The organism is Flavobacterium sp., assembly GCF_034111225.1.
In the GTDB taxonomy this organism is placed as follows: Bacteria; Bacteroidota; Bacteroidia; order Flavobacteriales; family Flavobacteriaceae; genus Flavobacterium.
The window spans coordinates 298891-320885 of record NZ_JAWUXR010000011.1; the positions used below are offsets into that span (position 1 = coordinate 298891).

Genomic DNA, 21995 nt, shown 5'->3' on the forward strand with positions numbered 1-21995 from the left:
ACAATTGCGTCAATATTATTATAATAATAAGCAAAAAAATCCCACTTCTATGTTCTTTCGAAAACAGGAAGTAGGATTTTATATTTTTCATCACAATGAGATTATTTTTCTTCAGGTTGTCTTTCTAATTCATCATCATTTTCAGAATATGAATCAGGCTCTTGCTTTGGCTTTATAGTTAAAACCTTATAGAAAAAGTAAACTGCAAAGAAAATTACAATTCCTTGTGTCAATACCATTGTTATTAATGCTTCTGTATTCATTTGAATTGTGTTTTAAATTTTTTATAATGTAGCTCTACCTTCTCTACGTCTCTTCTGGAAAGCCATATAAACTAATAAACTAATAAACATAAAAAGACCAACTAACAACAATCTAGCAAAATTTAAATAGAAAATTTTATCTTGTAATTGTTCAATTATAACTGGGTCTGTAGCTGCTGCAATTTGATCTCTAATTCCAGCATGCATAATAGTTTTAATTATAGATCCATTATCTAAAGTCCACCCATTTCCAGTGAAAAAGCTTGTGACATTTCCAGACCAATCGTTATTTAAAGGTTTAAATAATGAACCTAAGAAAATGATTATCAACATAACCGGAGTTATATATTTAATAATAAATTTATAAATATTTGGAACTTTAATATCAGCACCACTTGTAATTTCTCTCCATCCTTTGTCCATTCCAAAAATCCAAGAGAACAATATCGTCTCTAACATTGCAAAAACAACTAAACTTACCGTTCCTGCCCAGTAATCATACTCATCAAAAACTCCTTCTTGATAGAAAATAACTGTTGGCAAACCTAAAACAAGAATCATTGCCCCAAAAGACCATGCACCTTTATTTTTTGACCAACCAAATTCATCTCTCATGAAGCCCATCCAAGGAGTACCCATTGCTAAAGAAGATGTAATACCCGCGAAGAACAACAATCCAAACCAGCAAACTCCAGCAACAATCGCTAAAGTAGAACCCCATTGTTGGAATAAATATGGCATTGTTTGAAAAGCCATACCAAAACCTGCATTTTGAATTACCCAATCCAATCCTAAATAACCTGCTGCAATTGGAATTACAATTAAACTTCCTAAAACAACTTCTACGAATTCATTCATAAATCCTGCAGAAACTGCATTTAAAGCAATATCATCTTTAGATTCTATATAAGCTGCATAACAATGAATTGTACCCATACCTACGGATAAAGTAAAAAAGATTTGACCTGCAGCTGCCATCCATACTTTTAAATCAAGTATTGATTCATATTGAGGTGTCCAAAGGAAATTCAAACCATCCCAAGCATTTGCATCTGGGAAAATTTCTGAAGCTCCAGAAGTACCAAGAGTTAAACCTCTTACAGCCAATACAACTCCAAAAAGGATTAATAATGGCATCCCAACTTTAGCTACTTTTTCAATTCCTCCAATTCCTTTAGATAAAATAAATGTATTTAAAACTAAACAAATTACATAAAAAACAACAGCTTCATAAGGAATACCTGTTGTAGAATGTGCAACATCTACATAAGAATTAAAGAACCCAGCAACATTAGCTTGGCTCATTCCGTCAAATGTTCCTATTAAAGTATGATATACATAAGACATTGTCCATGATTCAATATAACAATAATAAGCTGCTACAGCAATATTTGTAAAAATACCAAATACACCAATATATTTAAGTATCCTTCCTTTTACCATTGAATCTAGAATATATGGAGTACTGTGATTTCCGGTTCTACCTCCAAATCTACCAGAAGACCATTCTATAAACAATAATGGAATACCCATTACTAAGAAACATATTAAATAAGGAATAATAAAGGCTCCTCCTCCATTTTGAACTGCTTGTACTGGAAATCTAAGAAAGTTTCCAAGTCCAACAGCATTTCCAGCCATTGCTAAAATAAGGCCAACTCGTGAGCCCCAAGAATCTGCTTTTGTAGACATATTATTTTATTGGTTGTTAATTTTTCAAAGATAATAAAACTATCCAAAAATCAAAGGATTATTAATAAGATGATAATCAGTGATTATAGATCAAAAACCGAACTTCTTTTGGTATATATCATGTCTTTTAAGCGCAATAAGAACGCAATGGTTAAATAAAAACCAAATCCTAGACCTACTGTAATAAATGAAATATATACAAAAAAAAGCCTTACATTAGAAGCTCTCATTCCAAGCTTTTCAGCAAGTCTTGTCGCTACAAAGAAACCGTGTTTCTCAAAAAAATGAAGAATTTTATGCATTTCAATTATTTATTTTAGCAAAGATAATCCAATATCGCAATTTAAGCATTTTTTGTGATTACAATATTCGTTTTTCAAATGAATTAATGTTTGAGAATCGAAAGCAGAATTACATTTGATTTTATAAAACTTAAACTTATCAATAACGCTATTAGATTCCGATGGAATTTCAATTAACAAATCAATTAAATCATCCACTATATTTTCTCCTCTTTGTTTTGCAAACAAAAATTTAACTGGAATAACCGTATTGATGACAATCAGGTTAATAAATGATTTTGAAAGTTTTTTGGCCTTCAACTTACTTAGGTTATCAAAAACATAATGCAATTTCCAATATTCCGAAACCTCAGAACTAAACAACTTATGAAAATCACTTAAAGTATTAGCATCAATAACTTTAGAAAATAAATTGACATTTGCATGATACAAAACTGCCAGTTGAGACAACCTAATAGTTGGAAAATTATCAGGTCTTAATTTGAAAAACTGAAGATTTATAAAATCATCATTACTGAATTTATATTTATGTTTTAAATATACCCATCGTTGTTTCAAATCACGGAAATAAACATCTTCCTTTTCTTCATTTAATAAATTAGCAAAGCCAAACAATAATGCTTCCAAATTCAATAAATCTGTTTGCTCTTTTCTAATTATTGAAAAAGGAATACTTTTTGCAATTTTTAAAAAAGCTTCTCCATTAACATTTAACCCAAAATATTTTGCCAAGAAAATAAAAAATGTCGCTTCCCAATCATTTTCATTTTTATCTAAAAAATCCTGAATAGATTTCGTTTTTATTTCTAAACGTTCCAAAAACAAACGCTCTTGCCATTTTTTCAAAGCAAATGAATCGACTTGATCAATATCATTTTCGCAATTAATCCAAGTTTTACTTTCAAATAAATATGCATATTTTTCCAATTCAACATCAGAAACATATTTTTTCAATTCTAAAACAGGAATATTTGTGTTGTTTTTTCGATAAACATCAACATCGTGTTCCCAAACCACGTGAAGAATAACATTGTCGTAATTAACATCTAATTCATGATGATGCACGTACCAATCTGAAGATTTATGGTGAATCTCTACGTTTCCAGCCCATTTTTGATTAGCAATAATAAGTTGGGAATTGAAGAAATCAGGACCTTCTTGTTTTAAATAAGCGCCAGAGTTAAGAATCACAATCTCTTCACCGCTAATAGTTTGCAAATTTGAAATGTCAAATTTCTTATTTCTCCATAAATAATGTAAAAAATCTTCCTTCATATTTTATTAAAAATATTATCAAATATAAAATATTATTCTAAAAAAAATACCACGCTATAAACGTGGTATTGATTAAATATTTTAATACTATTTATTTAATAGCTCCAATAATATCGTATTTTGTTATAATATGGTGCATATTATCGCCTAAATCAACCAAAACTGCTTGATTTTCTTTATTTATTAATTTAGAAACTTCCTCAATACTAGCTCCTTTTTTAACTATTGGATAAGGCTTCCCCATAACCTCTTTTATAGGTTTATCGGCAATATTATTATCACTTAAATAAGTGTCGAACAAATTAGATTCGTCTATTGAGCCAACAAATCCATTTATATCAATTACTGGGATTTGAGAAATTTTATGTTTTCGCATACGCTCAATTGCATGAGAAACCAATTCTTCTGTACGAACAACAACTAATGGCTTGTCAATATGTTCTTTAATTAAATCTTCTGCTTTTGTAATTTCTTCATCTAAAAAACCTCTTTCGCGCATCCAATCATCATTGAACATTTTACCAATATATCTACTACCGCTATCGTGGAACAATACAACCACAACATCTGTTGGTTTGAAATGCTCTTTTAACTGAAGCAATCCTTTTATTGCAGAACCAGCTGAATTACCAACAAAAATCCCTTCTTCTAAGGCTATTTTTCTTGTATAAACCGCCGCATCTTTATCGGTAACTTTAGTAAAACCATCAATGATTGAAAAATCAACATTTTTAGGTAAAATATCTTCACCAATTCCTTCAGTTATATAAGAATAGATTTCATTTTCATCAAAAATACCCGTTTCATGGTATTTTTTAAACACAGAACCATATGTATCTACCCCCCAAATTTTAATGTTTGGATTTTTCTCTTTCAGGAACTTACCAATTCCTGAAATAGTTCCTCCAGTACCTACACCTACAACAAAATGAGTAATCTTACCATCTGTTTGTTCCCAAATTTCTGGTCCGGTTTGTTCATAATGTGCAATTGCATTAGACGGATTGTCGTATTGATTTACATACCAAGAATTTTCTGTTTCATCTGCTAAACGCTTAGAAACTGAATAATATGAACGTGGATCTGTTGGTTCTACATCTGTAGGACAGACAACAACTTTAGCACCAACTGCACGAAGAATGTCGCATTTTTCTTTAGATTGCTTATCGGAAATAACACAAATTAATTTATATCCTTTTACAATTGCACAAAGAGCTAAACCCATTCCTGTATTTCCAGAAGTACCTTCAATAATTGTACCACCTGGCTTTAAACGACCATCAGCTTCAGCATCTTCAATCATTTTAACTGCCATTCTATCTTTTACAGAATTTCCAGGATTAAATGTTTCTATTTTTGCTAAAACCAAAGCATCAACTTCTTGTGTTAATTTGTTCAATTTTACTAATGGCGTATTACCAATAGTCTCCAATATATTTTTTGCGTATTTCATTCTTTGGAACACTGAAAATACTAACTAAATAGGAATTTCAGATTTTATTAATTATTAATACTTTTTGCAAAGATAGTATGAAAATTATCAATACAAAAATGAAAAGGAAAACAACCTAACCCTGACGGAAGTGAAAACCCTTTTATTGTAGGATTAACTAGCAAGTATTTAGCAAAAGAAAGAAACGTTCAGCAGGAAAATGATTGTTTAAAAGCTCGAAAGCTATGTTTTATTTGAAGAAATTCCACACAATACCAAAACGAACGATGAAATCACGGTAAGGATAATTTGGTGCAGAATAATAATCATAACCCGTCCAAGCAGAATTAAAGTGTTCGGCTTTTAAGAACAAACGTGCTTGTTTTACTTTAGCGTTTATAAAAAAATCAATCATTGGAAAACCTCCAATTTTAGTTTCATTTTGCACGTAAAACTCTCCTAACAACGGATTATAATCGTTAGCATAATATTTTGAGAAATATTGAAAAGTGAAGCCTGTTTGAATTTGCATTGCATTTTTAAATACATAATCTGTATAATACAGTGTGTTTCTAGTCACGATTTGCGGCACATTTATAACCGCATCAGATTGTTCTACATTTTGATACAAAAATGTATTGTCTAATGCAAAACGTCCTAATTTAAATTCTTTATTTACCTTAACCGAGGCATAATTGATTGTATTGGCATACTGAAAAGGTTTTACTGTAAGTAGCGTTATATCATTTGTAACATTATCAAAATAAAGAAAATCATTAATGACAGCATATTGCGCTTCTATATTTACCCATTTGCTTTTAAAAATAAAATCAAATTGATTGCGCTTCTCATTTTTGAAGTCATTAGACCAGTTGTAATCAATGTAATCACTTTGGTAAAGCGAGAAGTTTAAATTAGGTAAAGAGTTTCTCTTTGAGTATTTAAATTCAATAGTAGCTAGGCTGTCTAATTTATATTTCCCAAAAAGTTCTAAATATGAAATGTCTTGATTAGAAATTGAATTATTTACACTTGCGCCAAAATTAATACCTTTATAATTATATGAATAATCAACTCCTAAACTATGAATTTTATCATTAATAGCATTTGGAACTTGAATGTTTCCAAAATTATCATAAACTACACTATTGTAAAAATAATTATAAGTATTAGAATCTACATATGCTGAAATTTTACCCAACTTTTTAGAATCTAAATCAATTCCAATTTTATTATACAGTTGATTGAAACGTGTTTTGTTATTGACTTTTGTAGAATATGAATCGCCAAGACGAGGACTAACAGTAGGCTGTATAAATTCAAAAAATTTGTATTCATGATTAAACTGATGGAATATATTTAAAGAAAAAGCATCATTCGATTTAAGCTTATAGTAATGATCAATAAAAAAACGATTTCCTTTTAAAAAAGAAGTAGCGTCTTTGAAGTAAACATCTAAACGATCTCTTTGATCGTATGGCGCGTCACTAGATTCAAAAAGAGAAAGGTCTCGTATTCCACCATTTTCTTGATTAGAAATATCCTGACCCGTAAAGTGTGCGTTTAAAAAATATTTTTTATTAGTGGTGAAATAGCTTGTTGTAAACCTAAGATTACCAGAACTTACAATATTATTGATGTATTTCCCATTTGAACGCAATCCTCTATATGCAATAGAAAAATTAAGATTAGGTTTAGTATTTATAGTTAAAAAAGCGTCAACAGACTGTCCTTGTTCCATTACTGTTTTAAAATATAAATCAGTTAAAGGAGTAGGTACATTATAATATTTAATATCAGTTACTTCAAGATAATTAAAATGCTTAGCTCGAAAACCAAAATCTGGTGAAATAGAATTTTGATTTAAAGAAAAGTGAAGCGTATTATAAGTTTGGCCTTCATTTGAAAAAGGCATCAATCCAAAAATATCTTTACGTAGTAAATTGTATTTATATTCTTTTTGAATGGATAATGTTGTATCAACATAAGTAGTATCCCTATGAGTTGTATAAATTTTATACAAATCAAAAGAAGGTTTAACCGAAGGAATAGTTGTTATATTATTAATGTTATTTACTAATTCATCCTCTTGAGAAAAGGTCGATAAAGTAGAAAAAAACAAAACTAGAAAAAACAATATATTTTTCATTGTACATTTTAAAGTAGCAAATGTAATGAGAAAATATAGAATAAAAAAAACCCCGCATAGCGGGGTTTTTAAAAAAGTTATATAATTCTTATAAACCTCTTTTTGAGTTTCTACCAGAAATAGCAGGTTTTCTACCATTTCTACCAGTTACATATACATTAGTTGCATCATATGCATCAAATACTGTATAAGTAGATCCAGACTTAGTGAATCCAACTACATAGTCAGAAAATGTATCATCACTAGTTGTAGGTATTTGAACTGTAGTAGACCAAACACCATATTTAGTCATGTTGATTTTTAAATCATGATTAAACGTTTCAGCAGGAGCTGAACCAGAACCATATTCATCAACATAGATATAGTAATCACCATCAGGTATAGCAGCTCCAGTTAAAATTTCAAACTCAGGAGAAGCTCCAGTTGCAGCAGCATAACCATCAATAGCAGATCCAAATTCATCTTCAACCCAGAAGTCAAAGTCATAGTCAGAATAAGCATGATCATCTTCGTCAGCACCTAAATACATACCAGGCTCAATATTACCATGAGCATTAGCATAATCTTGAGCCCAAACTAATTGAATACCTAAATTATCATTAACAAGATCGTTAATAGTAAGAGTAATATATTCAGAATCAGCAGCTATTAAAGAATTAGAATTAGCCATAGGATATAATCTGAAAGTTAACGTTTCAGTACCTTCAGTTAAAAGGTCTAGTACAGCTGAAATGTCAATAGTAGAAGTTGTAGCATAAGCTGGGAAAGTAACTTTATGCCCAATTATACCGTATCCATCATCAACAACAGTCTCTTCATCTGTGTCAGAATTATTATCTCCTTCAGCTGTAATGTCTCTAAAAGATCCAGTACCACTAACTAATTCTAATTTAAAATCAGAACTTACGTTAAGAGGAGTGTTAATAGTCATCGTTACAGTAGCAGTCTCTCCCTCAGTAAGAGTGAAAGATGTTTGATCTACAGCAACAACAGATTTAACAATTCTTTGATCAGTAGTATCCTCATCTTCAGTACATGAAGACAATAATGCTAAACCAAGAAATGCAAATAAAAATTTATTTATGTTTTTCATTTTCTAAAATTTAATTAGTTACGCACATAAGAATAGTTCTGCTTTTGATCACCTGAACCAAATTCAATATTGTGCTTAATTTCTAAAGTAGTTGGAGATGTTACAATACCATCTATACCGTCACCATAAGCATCAATACTATAAACACCGTTAGAGTACTGACCTAATGTTTGGTCTGGCTTTAATGATAATTCACCACAGATGTCGATAAAACCGAAACCAGCTGGAGTAAAAGTACCAAAACCATAACGACCTACATATTTAGTTTGAAAAGTATTGATATCTGTTAAAGTTAATACCTCGTTTGTACGAACAGAAGTACCAGCTACAGTTGAAATTGTAACTTGATAATTACCTGCAATTTGAGATAAACAACCAACAAAAATAATTCTTAATTTATTGTATTGTGCACCAACTGTTGAACCAGGAGAAGCAGAAACTAAGTCAAGAACTAATTCAGTTTTTACAACTGGATCTAAACTACCTGTATTTACATTAAGAGAAAACTCTCCAAATGAACCACCAGCAGGAATTACGATATTACCAGTAGCTCCTTGAGCACCAACAAAATCAAATTCTACACCTTCAGAAGCTGTACTTTCAGCATAATTAACAGAATATGCAACTTCAATATCAGTAGTTGAATATTGACCATTCCCTTTTCCAATTAAATCTAATGGAAATTTTCTAAGAACAGTACCTTCGTCAGAAAAATAAGGAACAGTTTGAATTGCAGGTGTAAACCCAACAACTTTATCTCCTCCAGCTAAGTTACCCTCAGCTTTGATATCGTCATCTGTACATGCTAATGCAATAGATGCGATAAATAATAATGATAAAATCTTTTTCATATTATAATTTTTAAAGGTTATTATTTCCAAAACGGAGCAGTAGTAAATGCATCATTCACTGTTTGAGCAGGAACATTTGCAGAGTTACTAGCTAACTCAGATGTAGGATACATTAAACGCAATGGTTTTTGACCTGTTGGAGATGAAGATCCTAAAGGCATTGGGATATTATTGATATATCCAGTTCTAGTATATTCAATCCAAGCTTCTAAACCATTAGTATTACATAAAGCAATACTTTTTTGATACATAATTGCTTGTATTTTATCAGTACTTGCAGCATATCCTTTACCATTCTCAGTATTAACATCACTTACATAAGTACCAAGACTTGCTCCTAAATGAGCAAACGATGCAGTAATACCAGCGTTAAATAATGCTTGAGGGCTACCAGAGATAAAACCTCTTTCAGCAGCTTCAGCTTGTAATAAATAACTTTCAGCAGCTAACATTACATAACCATCTTGACCACTTGATACAATAACACCAGGTCCTAATTCTGACATAGCACCAGGAGCAGTTCCAGTTCCACCAGAAAAATCTCCTTGTTTAACACCTACTACAGTACCACCAAGTAATTTAAATAAACGACCTCTTCTTGGATCTGTTGGCGAAGCATTTAATCTACCCGCAATATAATCAGAAGCTCTTCTGAAATTATAACCAGATCTGTAAGTGAATGCACCTGTAGTAGTTAATTTCAATTCAACCATTAAATTCATCCAAGGGTTTTGCTGAACATTACTTGCATCAGAATAACCAGGATTAATAATTAAATCTTCTGTAATGAAATCTTGATCTAAAGCAGCAAATTGAGTAGCTAAATAAGTAGCAGAAGCAGCATCAGTTTCAGCTTTAGTAGCTTCTCTTAAAAGTATTCTCAACTTTAAAGTGTTAGCAAACTTCTTCCATTTATTCATGTTTCCTCCTAGCATAACGTCTTCAGCACCTACAGCAATAGTATTAGCTGGAGCGTTGTCGATCATTGCAATTGCAGCATCTAACTGAACAATTAAGTCTCTATAGATAACTTGATCATCATCATAAGCAGGATTTGTATTTGCAGTACCTAAATGTGCCTCAAAATAAGGAACATCTCCATATAAATCAACTAAATATTGGAAGTAAAAAGACTTCATTATTTTAGCAATCGCTTTGTGATTATCATAATCAGCAGAAGGATGATTTATAATGTTAGAATACTCATAAGTACTTCTGTAAACAGAATTCCAAATGTCTTCGTAAAAATTATTACTCATTGTTATACCAAATTCTTCAGCATAACCACCAGTAAATGAATTTACGTTAGCACCCCAATTGTTCATAAAAACATTCCCTAGCTCATTCATTCTTCTAACCAATGGAGAATAAGATCCCGATTGAGCAGCAGCTAAAGTTAAATTAGGTGTAATTTGAGATGCTTGTGGATTATTTGGAGATGTGTTAACATCCAAATAATTATCACATGAAAATAGCGTAAAGGCTATTAAAGGTAATATTAATTTTAATTTTTTCATATCTCTTTTTTATTAAAATGAAGCATTAAGTGAAAAACCGAATGTTCTTGTTGCTGGATATTGTCCTGTAACAGCCAAACCTTGGTCGTTTCCAGATGTTCTAGATTGCTCTGGATCATTATATCCTCTATTTTCTTTTGGTAAAACAATGAAAGGGTTTCTTGCATTTACACCAAATCTAAGTGAGCTAAGACCTGAATTATCAAGAACTTTACTTGGTAACGAATAACTTAATGACAACTCTCTTACTTTAAATGCAGTAGCATCTAAAACGAAGTTTTCAACTACAGCTCTATATTCATTAGAGAAATAATTTAAATAACTTGTATAAGTGTTTCCACCAGTTACAACAGAAGTGTTTTCTGTATAAACACCAGGTGAAGTTTCGATAGATGAATTAGGGAAAATGAAACCATTACGACCATTCTCAGCAGATTCATATAAATGACCTGACCAAGATAACCAGTCTTTAGTACCTGACCAGAATTGGTGTCCTGTTCTATAATCCATAACAGCAGCTAATCTTAAACCTTTAAATTCAACAGCAGTGTTGTAGTTAATGATATAATCAGGAGTTGCTTTACCTAAAATTTTATAATCTGTAGTTCTCACTGGATTCCCTGTAGAAGGATCAATAACAACTCTTCCTTCATCATCTCTTTGATAAGCAATACCTTTAATTAAAGGAAATTCTTCACCTTCAGTTGCAAAAATACCAACACCTGTTCCAGTGAAGTTTTGTAATGCAATTTCAGTTTGAGAATCTGATACTTTATCAACAACAGACTTAGAATGAGAATAAGCTAAACGATTTTCCCATTTAATTCCTAAACCACCAAAATCAGAAGGTCTTACAGGAGTAAATCCTAATTCAACCTCATAACCTGAAGTAGTCATTTGACCAATGTTTACAAGCTGAGTTGAAATACCAGAACCAGCTGAAGTAGATTGATTAGTAATTAAATCTGTAGTTTTAGATTGAAAAATTGCTGCATCTAAAGTAATTCTATTTTGTAAGAAAGCAAAATTAGCACCAAACTCAGTAGTAGTAACAAACTCAGGTGTAATACCAGGATTTGTAACCGAACCATCAGGTGAAAATGAATTTAAACTTCCAAAAGGATAACCTGAAGCAGAAACATAAACATTATTTAAACTATAAGCATCAACAGAACCAACATTACCAACTCTTGTAACGTTACCATAAAGTTTCATATAGTTGATGTTTGAATTATTTTTCAAACCATCAAACGCTTTTGTAGGAACAAATGAAAGACCTACAGAAGGGTAAAAGAAGTTATTTGTTTGAGCACCTTGGAATACAGAATACCAATCGTTACGTGCAGTAATATTTAAATTTAAATATTCTGAACCTTCTTCACCATTACCTAAACCGAAATCAAAGTTACCAAAGAAAGAAAAACTTCTTGTTCTAACATATGAATTAGATCTTCTTGGATCTCCAGTAATGTTTGAAATATTATAAAAACCAGGAACAGTTAAATTATCACCTCCTACAGATGTAAAAGTTGACATATTGTCTCTTAAGTTATTACCAATATTAGCTTTAAAAGTAACTTTATTTGACAATTTATAGTCAAAATTTACCATAAAGTCATGATAAAAACTTCTTGAAGTAGAATTTGAAGTATCAAAAGAAGATACAACAGTTAAATTACCACCACCAACTTGATCATTATCTACATACCCATTAGTATAAGAAACTCCGTTAGTAGATGTAGTTTGAATATTAGAAACATAATTAAAATTAATATGTTTGTTAAATTCATAGTTTAAAGTTGCAATTCCATTAAAGTAATCACTTCTATTTACATTTCTAACATTATCTCTTAACCAGTAAGGATTGTTATAATAAGAAGTCCAGTGACCTGCTTGTCCTGAATTCTCAAAACGCTCTACAGGAATATTTGTAGCTGTTTGTAATAAATCTGTAAATAAACTTGAAGAAGTAGTTTCAGCTTTTTGTGAAATGTAGTTAACATTCCCATCAAGTTTCCATTTTCCAAATTGTTTTCCAGCTCTAAAACCAAAAGAACTTCTGTTTAATCCGTCATTTTTAACAACGAATTCAGTAGCTTGTCTGTTTGCAGAAAGAGAGAAATAACCATCTTTTACAGTACCTCCACTAACAGAAACACCATTTTGCATTACAGTACCAGTTTCAAAAAATTCTTTAATGTTATCTTCAATTGCAGAATATGGAGCCATGATATAAGAACCATCAGCTTGAGCTAAACCAACTGGTCTAACAACACCGTCCATTTCAGCACCCCATCCACCATTCTCATAAGAAATGTGAGTACCATTCCAACCTTGACCATAACGCATTTGTCTTTGTGGTAAAAACGAAACTTGTTCAAAGTCAATCGCTGAATTTAAAGTTACCTTTAATTTACCAGACTTAGATCCACTTTTAGTAGTAACAATAATTACACCGTTAACACCTGCAGATCCATAAAGTGCAGCTCCTTGAGCACCTTTTAATACATTCGTTGACTCGATTAATTCAGGAGACAAAGACTGTAAAATACCAGCACTTGAAATTACATTATCAATTACTACTAACGCTTGGTTATTACTTGAAATCGAACGATTTCCACGTAATACAATACGAGTTGTAGCATTTACACCATTATTAGTAGTGTTAATTTGCAAACCAGAAACTTTACCAGCTAAAGACTGAACAACGTTAGGGTTAGCCGCCTGAGTTAATTCCTCAGCCTTAACCAATTGTGTTGTAGAAGTCTGCTGATCAATTCTCTTTTTAATACCAAGGGCACCAACAACAACAACTTCTGATCCTGTAAGAATATCTTCTTGCATTACAATGTTAATTTTGTTAGTTGCACCTACAGCAGCAGTTGCTTTTTTCATACCAGTGTAAGTAAACACTAATACATCACCTTGTTTTGTTTTGATAGAATAATTACCATCAAAATCTGTAGTTGTTCCGTTTGTTGTTCCTTCAACAACAACATTAGCACCTCCTAAGGGACCTAATGCATCAGACACAACACCTGTTACAGTTTTCTCTTGCGCGAACGAAAACTGCATTGAAAACGCTATTATAAGCGTGAAAATCCATTTAAACTTCGATCTCATATTAAATTTATTTGAGTTAGTTATTTCGCAAACTTCTTAATTATTTCTTAAATAACCAAATAAAACTACGGAATATTCGTAATTAATTTTGTTAATTTTTTTAGCGCTAAACTTATAATTTACGAAACAATCTTACTTATTAGATGCATTATTCTCATAAAGGTTGCGTTAAAAATTATATTTTTGACAAAAAACTTATATGTTAAGTAAATGTTATAATGACAAATTAATCGAATGCGGAACCGACGAAGCAGGAAGAGGATGTCTTGCTGGCCCTGTAACCGCAGCTGCAATAATACTTCCTGAAGATTTTGAATTACCTTTGTTAAATGATTCAAAAAAAATTTCAGAAAAAATTAGAGAAAAGTTAAAACCATTGATAATAGAACAGGCAATTTCATATAGCGTAACACATATTGAACCTTCGATTATTGATGAAATAAATATTTTAAATGCATCAATTTTAGCAATGCAAGAGTCAATTCTTAAGCTAAATCCAGAACCAGAACACATTATTGTCGATGGAAACAGGTTTAAACCATTAAAAAAAATCCCTTACACAACAATAATTAAAGGCGATAGTAAATTTATGAGTATTGCAGCAGCTTCCGTTTTAGCAAAAACGTATCGGGACGCATATATGGATAAAATTCATGAAGAGTTTCCAATGTACAATTGGAAACAAAATAAAGGCTACCCCACAAAAGAGCATAGGGAAGCTATAAGAAAGTACGGAACAACTAAATACCACAGAATGACGTTTAGGTTGTTACCTGAACAATTTATTCTTGATATTTAGTTTGTAATTTCAGCTTCAAAAAGAACAGAAAAATGCTTAAGTATTTTTTCTTTTACTTCTTGCTCATCTACTTTATCGACTCCTAACTCCACATTAAGCGAAGTAACTGCCTTGCCTTTTATTCCACAAGGAATAATATTATCGAAATATCCTAGATCAGCATTTACATTTAACGCAAAACCATGCATAGTAACCCAACGAGATGCTCTAACGCCCAAAGCACATATTTTTCGTGGAAATGGAGTCCCTACACCAAGCCAAACTCCGGTTTCACCTTCGCTTCGAGTAGCAGAAATACCATATTCTAATAAAGTAAGAATTATTGATTCTTCTAAAAAACGTAAATATTTATGGATATCTGTGAAAAAATTCTCTAAATCAAGAATTGGATAGCCTACAATTTGTCCAGGTCCGTGATATGTTATATCACCACCTCTATTTATTTTATAAAAAGTAGCTCCTTTTTCTTGTAATTGCTTTTCTGAAAGCAATAAATTAGAAAAATCCCCACTTTTACCTAAGGTGTAAACATGTGGATGCTCTACATACAAAAAATAGTTAGGTGTTTCAAGATTTAACTCTTCTCTTCTATTCCTGATTTTTAAATCAACGATTCCTTTAAAAAGCTCTTCTTGATAATCCCAAGTTTCTTTGTAATCTTTTCTTCCTAAATCTTGTAATTGGACTTTTCTATTCATTATTATTGAAATTCTACTTCAAAATTTAAGGAAGCTGGGTTTTCCATGTATTCCTTCAATGGATACTCAATGGTAATAGTCTTTCTGTCTTCGCTGTAAAGCGTATTTACAATGGAAACTTTTTTAACTGGTTTTGGAAATTCATACACCACTTTAAAACTTGATTGTACATAAAACATTTCCAAAGTTTCTTTTAATTTATCATTTTCATCACTTACTTCTTCATTCTCTTCTTTATTCTCTATATCCGTTTCTTTTTTTTCTATTTTGGAAACTATTTTTTTAAATGTTTTTCCGTCATAAAAAAAAGAAGTTGATGAATTATCTTCTAAAGCAGCTGGAGCCATACCCATTCCACCAATTTGCTTGCTTGAAGGCGAAACATTTTTCATAGTTTCAACAGGAGACATAACATCTTGCAATTCTTTTACGGAAGCAAAATCAGTAAACATGGTATAATTCATAATACCTTTTTCCTCGTCCATAATCATACGCATACTGAACTTTTCCATTTTCTTTATTTTTTCTTGTTCAGCTAATGGAAGTTTTGCAATACTATCTTGTTTATCTGCATATATTTCTTTGAATGAAAAAGTACTGTCAATTACTTTCTTAGTATCAGATTCCTTTTTCGTTTTTTTCTTTTTCTTAGATGCACCCTCATCTTTAAAAGCACTTCCCATCATTGACATCATTTTGGAACCGTCAATTTCGTATAAAAACTTACCCGAACCATCTTCTTTAATAATCATTTTTTCAGTGATTGAACAACTAGTCATTGAAAACACAAAAACCAACAATGCAATAAATTTTATTTTTTTCATTTTGTTTGACATTAATGAACGCAAATATACAAATGATTTATCAAACAGCCCTGACAGCAATGGCATCCTTTTTTGAAAAAAAAGATAGAATGAATGGCAGGAATTACTTAATTAAATAAACCCAAGCCATTCGCTACTGATTTAAATTAAAACAAGTTCAAAGATCAAAAACAACACTTTGAAACTCTGAAACTAATACTTATCTTTGCCCTTTTAAAAATAAAAACTATGCAGCTTTCAGAACAAGAAATTATCAGAAGAGAAAAGTTAAACGGTTTGCGCGAATTAGGAATTAATCCTTATCCAGCTGACTTATTCCCTGTTAACCATACTTCAAAACAGGTAAAAGATAATTTCGAAGAAGGTAAACAGGTTATCTTGTCAGGAAGAATAATGAGCAATAGAGACATGGGGAAAGCTTCTTTTGTTGAATTACAAGATAGTGAAGGACGAATTCAATTGTACTTTAATAGAGATGTCATTTGTCCTGATGAAGACAAAACAATGTATAATCAGGTTTTTAGAAAACTTACCGATCTTGGTGACTTCATAGGTATTGAAGGAGAATTATTCTTAACGAAAGTAGGAGAAAAATCTATACGAGTTGATAAATTTACTTTTTTAAGCAAGACTTTGCGCCCATTACCTTTTCCAAAGAAGGATGAAGATGGAAACACACATGACGCTTTTGTTGATCCAGAATTACGATACAGAATGCGTTATGTAGATTTAATTGTAAACCCAGAAGTTAAACAGGTATTTGTAAAAAGAACAAAGTTATTTACAGCAATGAGAAACTTCTTTAACCAAGCAGGTTATATGGAAGTGGAAACTCCGGTTTTACAATCAATACCAGGTGGTGCAGCTGCTCGTCCTTTTATTACTCATCATAATAGCTTAGACATTCCTTTATATATGCGAATTGCTAACGAATTATATCTAAAAAGATTAATTGTAGGTGGTTTTGATGGTGTATATGAATTCTCTAAGAATTTCCGTAATGAAGGAATGGACAGAACTCATAATCCCGAATTTACCGCAATGGAAATTTATGTAGCTTATAAAGACTATAACTGGATGATGGAATTTACCGAAAACTTATTAGAACATTGTGCTAATGAAGTTAACGGAACAACGGACGCTACATTTGGAAAACATGAAGTAAGTTTCAAAGCACCATATGCAAGAGTAACAATGACTGATGCTATTAAGCAATTTACAGATTTTGACATCACTGGAAAAACTGAAGCTGAATTATTTGAAGCTGCTAAAGGAATGGGGATTGCTGTAGATGGAACAATGGGTAAAGGAAAATTAATTGATGAGATTTTTGGTGAAAAATGTGAAGGAAACTTCATTCAACCAACATTTATTACTGATTATCCAAAAGAAATGTCGCCATTATGCAAAGAACACAGAGATAACCCTGAATTAACAGAACGTTTTGAACTAATGGTTTGTGGTAAAGAAATAGCAAATGCTTATTCAGAATTAAACGACCCAATTGATCAAAGAGAGCGTTTTGAAGCTCAAATGGCATTAGCTGCTAAAGGAGATGACGAAGCAACTGGAATTATTGATGAAGACTTCTTAAGAGCATTAGAATATGGTATGCCACCAACTTCTGGATTAGGAATTGGAATGGACCGATTAATTATGTTTTTAACAAACAATGCATCAATTCAAGAAGTTTTATTCTTCCCACAAATGCGTCCTGAGAAAAAAGGCCCAGAATTAACTGAAGATGAAAAACATATTATTGAAGTCTTAAAAGCAAATGAAGGCATTTCAATTGGTGATTTAAAAATAAAAGCAGCATTAAGTGGAAAAAAATGGGATGCCGCAAGCAAAGGAATCAGCAAACACGGTATAATGAAAATTAAAGTAGATGGCGAAAACAAAATTGCCGAATATATAGGAAAATAATACAATTACTAAATTTATTAAAAGTGCGTTCACTAAGTGAACGCACTTTTTTTTTTGCAAAAAAAAATAATTCGTAATTAAACCTTTATCAATTCTTATTGTCTTAATGGTATAACTTTAAAATTAAAGAATCATGAAAAAATTATTTTTAGCTGCACTATTATCTTTTTCAATTTTGACAATTGCTCAAGAAAGAGACAACAAAAGAGACCAATTAACTCTTGAACAAAAAACTGAATTAAGAGTTAAGAAAATGACTTTAGAATTAGACCTTAATACTAAACAACAACAAGAGTTGAAATCATTATTTCTTGAAGAAGGAAAGAAAATGGAAGGAAAGAAAAAAGAAATGAAAGCGAAGAAAGAGAACGAAGAAAAATTAACTTCTGAAGAAAGATTTGAAATGAAAAACAAAATGCTTGACAAGCAAATTGAAATGAAGGCTAAATTGAAAAAAATTCTTACTCCTGAGCAAATGTCTAAATTTGAAAAAATGAAAGACAACAAACCAAACAGAATGCATAAAAAAGAGGAAATGCATCACCCAAAAAAGTAATTAACACCTTTATTTGGCTGTAAAACATTTTTAGTTTATTTTTGGTAGACTTATAACTATAAAAAAATTAAAATGAAAAAAATCATTTCTTTATTTGTTTTATTATTTGCTTTTGGCTTCTCTGTTAATGCACAAGAGATGAAAAAAGATAATGTTGAAATTTCTGCAAAAAAAGACACTAAAGCTTTAACAGATTTTATCACATTAGACAACCAAACTACTGAAGCATTTTATGGATTATTTCTATACAAACACAAAATGATAGCTGATGGAATTAAAGAAGAAAAAGAAAAAGCAGATTTAGCTAATATCATTACTAAAAAAATTGAAGCTACGTTAAACCCAGAACAATTTTCAAAACTAAGCAAAAACAAAGAGTTACTAGAAAATCTAACTCATTAAAAAAAAATCCCAATCTAACGATTGGGATTTTTTTTATAATTCTTTTGTTACTTCATCAACACACTTAATTGTATAATCTAAATCTTCATAACTTAAAGCATCGGTTATAAACCAAGTTTCATAAGCTGATGGCGCTATATAAATTCCTTTTGAAAGCATTCCATGGAAAAACTTCTTAAACGTATCGTTATCTCCATTTTTAGATGTTTCAAAATCATACACTTTGTTCTTATCAAAATGCACAGATATCATTGAACCTACTCTATTAATAGTATAATCAACTTTATTATTTGTTAATTTTTCTCTAATCCCAAGTTCTAAATACTTCGTCTTTTCCTCTAATCTAGAAAACAATTTATTATCTTGATTAATACTCTTCAACATTTCAAGACCCGCAGCCATAGCTAAAGGATTTCCAGACAAAGTCCCTGCTTGATAAACAGGTCCAAGTGGCGATAGATAATTCATTATTTCATTGCGAGCAGCGAAAGCACCAACAGGCAAACCTCCACCAATAACTTTCCCAAAACAAACAATATCAGCATTAACTCCATATAACTCTTGAGCTCCACCTCTTGCAAGTCTAAACCCAGTCATCACTTCGTCAAAAACAAGCAACGTATCGTTCTCATCACAAACAGCTCTTAAATCACTTAAAAAACTACCATTCGGAGGGATACAACCCATGTTTCCTGCTACGGGCTCAATTATAATAGCTGCTATTTCGTTTTTATTCGCTTCAAATAATGATTTTACATTTTCAATATCATTAAAGTTTGCTAACAATGTGTCTTTTGCCGTTCCATTTGTAACTCCTGGACTATTAGGAACTCCAAAGGTACTTAAGCCACTTCCTGCAGCAATTAAAAACGAATCTGAATGTCCGTGATAACAACCAGAAAATTTTATAATTTTATCTCTTTTCGTAAAGCCTCTTGCTAATCGAATAGCACTCATACAAGCCTCAGTTCCAGAGTTCACAAAACGAATCTTATCAATATTTGGAACCATTGAAACTGCTAATTCTGCAATTTTGGTTTCAAGTTCCGTAGGCGTACCAAAAGATGTTCCTTTTTTTGCTCTTTCTATAACTGCATTAACAACAGGTTCAAAAGCATGACCTAAAAGCATTGGACCCCAAGAATTAATATAATCTATAAACTTATTTCCATCTTCATCATATAAATAAGCTCCTTTTGCTTCTTTAATAAAAATTGGAGTTCCACCTACGCCTTTAAATGCTCTAACTGGAGAATTAACACCTCCTGGTATCACTTTATTTGCTTCAACAAATAATTCGCTACTTCTTTTATATAACATTACTTAATTTTAATTTTTTGATCAAGTGACAATGTGTTATCACTCATGTTATTCATTTTTTTTAAATCTTCAACAGTTAAATTATATTTCTTAGACAAAGAATACAAAGTATCTCCTTTTTCAACAACATGGCAATCTTCTGTGTTTTGTAACACAATCTTACCTTCAGGCTTATAATCTCTATTCAAAACTTCATTATCATATTGATACAATTCATATCTTTCAATAATACTAATTAATTTGTCCGGATATTTTGGATCTGTTGCATATCCTGCCGCCTTTAATCCTTTAGCCCACGATTTATAATCGCCTTTGTCTAATTTAAACAAACCTTTGTACCAGCTTCTTGAAGTTAAAAACAAAGAATGGTCTCTGTAAGACTCAGATGGGTTATCATACTTTCTAAAACATTCTTGAGCCGCATCATCATCATGAGAAACAGATTCACCTTTCCAACCTGTATGGCATTTAATTCCAAAATGATTATTTGCAATAGTACTTAATCTTCCTTTACCCGCGCCAGACTCTAAAATACCTTGAGCAAGTGTTATACTTGCAGGAACACCATGGCTATTCATATTAAACTTGGCTACTTCTTTAAAACTATCTATATACAATCTTACATCATCTGAAGTCGTAGAAACTTTAGAAGTTGCAACCAATTCTTCTGAAGAATTATCTTCCACAGACTTAACTACAACAGTTTCTGTATAAGGCTTAGTTACTTCCTTAAGAGGTTGCTTTTTTGTTGAAGTTGTAGTACGAGAAGTTTTTGTTGGAGTTGGTTTAGCAACTGTTCTTACCACAGGCTTTTTCGAACTACAACTTACTATCAAGATAGTAAAAACTAAAAAAAGTATCTTTTTAAACATCATAATTTATAATTTCTTTATTTTTTTTTCTTAGCAAATCATTCATTCCCTTAATTCCTTGTAAACCACCAGTATGAATCATTAATATTTTAGCATTTTCTGGAAAATAATCTTTTTCAATCAAATCATAAACTCCATAAACCATTTTTCCTGTATAAACAGGATCTAACGGCACATTTGTATCTTTATAAAACGAATTTATAAAAGTTATTAAGTCATCATTTACTTTTCCGTAACCTCCAAAATGATAATCAGTATTAACTTCCCAATTATCCTTGGTTACAAAATTACTAATTTGTTCAGAAAGAAAGTCACCTTTAAGAGAAGAAAATCCAAGTATTTTTTGAGATGAATGAGAAGAATTTATGATTCCAGAAATTGTTCCAGCTGTTCCAACAGAGCAACATATATGAGTAAAATCAAATAAATTAGGCGTTATAATTTCCTCACAACCCTTAATAGCCAATTCATTAGTTCCGCCTTCAGGAATAACATAACAACTTTCTTCTGTTGGTATTAAATGATCTAAAAAGCCTTCATCTTCTTTATTCCGATACACTTCTCTGGAAACAAAAATAAATTTCATTCCCAAATCTTGAGCTAATTTAAGAGTTGGATTTACATTTATCTTTTCCCTTAACTCTTCACCTCTTATGATACCAATTGTATTGAAGCCATTTTCATTACCTGCAGCTGCAACAGCCAAAATATGATTTGAAAAAGCTCCGCCAAAAGTGACTAAAGTTTTTACATGTAATGCTTTTGCTTCAATTAAATTGTATTTTAATTTTCTAAATTTATTACCCGAAATAATTGGATGCAATAAATCTTCACGTTTAATAGATAACGTAATATTCCTATTATTTATATGTAATATATTTTCTATCATTTCCGACAAAAC

19 protein-coding genes are annotated in these 21995 nt (G+C 31.2%); 4 read left to right on the forward strand and 15 right to left on the reverse strand.

Annotated elements, in window-relative coordinates; genetic code table 11:
- Positions 1-101 precede the first annotated feature (101 nt).
- From UXY25_RS06710 to UXY25_RS06755, 10 genes are all read right to left on the reverse strand, one after another.
- On the reverse strand, positions 102-263 hold the full coding sequence (locus UXY25_RS06710; RefSeq protein ID WP_320815235.1) for a hypothetical protein: 162 nt from the start codon (positions 261-263) through the stop codon (positions 102-104).
- Positions 264-284: 21 nt separating this feature from the next.
- Positions 285-1955 carry a sodium:calcium symporter gene (locus UXY25_RS06715; RefSeq protein WP_320815236.1) on the reverse strand — a complete coding sequence of 557 codons (1671 nt, stop codon included), beginning with the start codon at positions 1953-1955 and terminating at the stop codon, positions 285-287.
- An 83-nt stretch (positions 1956-2038) separates the two neighbouring features.
- Complete coding sequence (locus tag UXY25_RS06720; protein ID WP_320815237.1) at positions 2039-2257, reverse strand: PspC domain-containing protein; 219 nt, start codon at positions 2255-2257, stop codon at positions 2039-2041.
- A 9-nt stretch (positions 2258-2266) separates the two neighbouring features.
- Positions 2267-3532 (reverse strand): DUF2851 family protein, encoded by a 1266-nt coding sequence (locus UXY25_RS06725; protein WP_320815238.1) that lies wholly within the window; start codon positions 3530-3532, stop codon positions 2267-2269.
- 91 nt (positions 3533-3623) lie between these two features.
- Positions 3624-4985 (reverse strand): pyridoxal-phosphate dependent enzyme, encoded by a 1362-nt coding sequence (locus UXY25_RS06730; RefSeq protein ID WP_320815239.1) that lies wholly within the window; start codon positions 4983-4985, stop codon positions 3624-3626.
- A 229-nt stretch (positions 4986-5214) separates the two neighbouring features.
- Positions 5215-7113 (reverse strand): putative porin, encoded by a 1899-nt coding sequence (locus UXY25_RS06735; RefSeq protein ID WP_320815240.1) that lies wholly within the window; start codon positions 7111-7113, stop codon positions 5215-5217.
- A gap of 88 nt (positions 7114-7201) precedes the next feature.
- Positions 7202-8206 carry a hypothetical protein gene (locus UXY25_RS06740; RefSeq protein WP_320815241.1) on the reverse strand — a complete coding sequence of 335 codons (1005 nt, stop codon included), beginning with the start codon at positions 8204-8206 and terminating at the stop codon, positions 7202-7204.
- Between the two features lie 14 nt (positions 8207-8220).
- Positions 8221-9057, reverse strand: coding sequence for a hypothetical protein (locus tag UXY25_RS06745; protein WP_320815242.1), 837 nt, complete (start codon positions 9055-9057; stop codon positions 8221-8223).
- A 20-nt stretch (positions 9058-9077) separates the two neighbouring features.
- Positions 9078-10574: a SusD/RagB family nutrient-binding outer membrane lipoprotein gene (locus UXY25_RS06750; protein WP_320815243.1), complete on the reverse strand. Its 1497-nt coding sequence runs from the start codon at positions 10572-10574 to the stop codon at positions 9078-9080.
- A gap of 12 nt (positions 10575-10586) precedes the next feature.
- Positions 10587-13649 carry a SusC/RagA family TonB-linked outer membrane protein gene (locus UXY25_RS06755; protein WP_320815244.1) on the reverse strand — a complete coding sequence of 1021 codons (3063 nt, stop codon included), beginning with the start codon at positions 13647-13649 and terminating at the stop codon, positions 10587-10589.
- A 247-nt stretch (positions 13650-13896) separates the two neighbouring features.
- Between UXY25_RS06755 and UXY25_RS06760 the strand changes: the two genes are divergently transcribed.
- Positions 13897-14496 (forward strand): ribonuclease HII, encoded by a 600-nt coding sequence (locus tag UXY25_RS06760; protein WP_320815245.1) that lies wholly within the window; start codon positions 13897-13899, stop codon positions 14494-14496.
- Here the strand turns inward: UXY25_RS06760 and lipB are convergent.
- Both lipB and UXY25_RS06770 read right to left on the reverse strand, forming a co-directional pair.
- Positions 14493-15194 carry a lipoyl(octanoyl) transferase LipB gene (lipB, locus tag UXY25_RS06765; protein ID WP_320815246.1) on the reverse strand — a complete coding sequence of 234 codons (702 nt, stop codon included), beginning with the start codon at positions 15192-15194 and terminating at the stop codon, positions 14493-14495. The two genes, UXY25_RS06760 and lipB, sit on opposite strands and share 4 nt — an antisense overlap.
- Positions 15195-15196: 2 nt before the next feature.
- Positions 15197-16018: a hypothetical protein gene (locus tag UXY25_RS06770; protein ID WP_320815247.1), complete on the reverse strand. Its 822-nt coding sequence runs from the start codon at positions 16016-16018 to the stop codon at positions 15197-15199.
- Between the two features lie 228 nt (positions 16019-16246).
- Here UXY25_RS06770 and lysS point away from each other — a divergent pair, with 228 nt between their 5' ends.
- The 3 genes from lysS (at position 16247) to UXY25_RS06785 (ending at position 18902) form a co-directional block, all read left to right on the forward strand.
- Complete coding sequence (gene lysS / locus UXY25_RS06775) at positions 16247-17944, forward strand: lysine--tRNA ligase (RefSeq protein WP_320815248.1); 1698 nt, start codon at positions 16247-16249, stop codon at positions 17942-17944.
- 133 nt (positions 17945-18077) lie between these two features.
- Positions 18078-18500 carry a Spy/CpxP family protein refolding chaperone gene (locus tag UXY25_RS06780; RefSeq protein WP_320815249.1) on the forward strand — a complete coding sequence of 141 codons (423 nt, stop codon included), beginning with the start codon at positions 18078-18080 and terminating at the stop codon, positions 18498-18500.
- 72 nt (positions 18501-18572) lie between these two features.
- Entirely contained in the window at positions 18573-18902 is a 330-nt protein-coding gene (locus tag UXY25_RS06785) for a hypothetical protein (protein ID WP_320815250.1), read from the forward strand.
- Positions 18903-18935: 33 nt separating this feature from the next.
- On the opposite strand, the gene hemL is transcribed toward UXY25_RS06785, so the two are convergent.
- The 3 genes from hemL to UXY25_RS06800 are packed head-to-tail and all read right to left on the reverse strand — an operon-like array spanning position 18936 to position 21983.
- Positions 18936-20222, reverse strand: a complete 1287-nt coding sequence (hemL, locus tag UXY25_RS06790) for a glutamate-1-semialdehyde 2,1-aminomutase (protein WP_320815251.1) — start codon at positions 20220-20222, stop codon at positions 18936-18938.
- A complete protein-coding gene (locus UXY25_RS06795) occupies positions 20222-21097 on the reverse strand; it encodes a glucosaminidase domain-containing protein (RefSeq protein ID WP_320815252.1) in 876 nt (291 codons plus the stop codon). Before UXY25_RS06795 ends, hemL begins: the two co-directional genes overlap by 1 nt.
- Positions 21087-21983, reverse strand: a complete 897-nt coding sequence (locus UXY25_RS06800) for a 1-aminocyclopropane-1-carboxylate deaminase/D-cysteine desulfhydrase (RefSeq protein ID WP_320815253.1) — start codon at positions 21981-21983, stop codon at positions 21087-21089. The genes UXY25_RS06795 and UXY25_RS06800 overlap by 11 nt, the downstream gene beginning before the upstream one ends.
- Positions 21984-21995 lie beyond the last annotated feature (12 nt).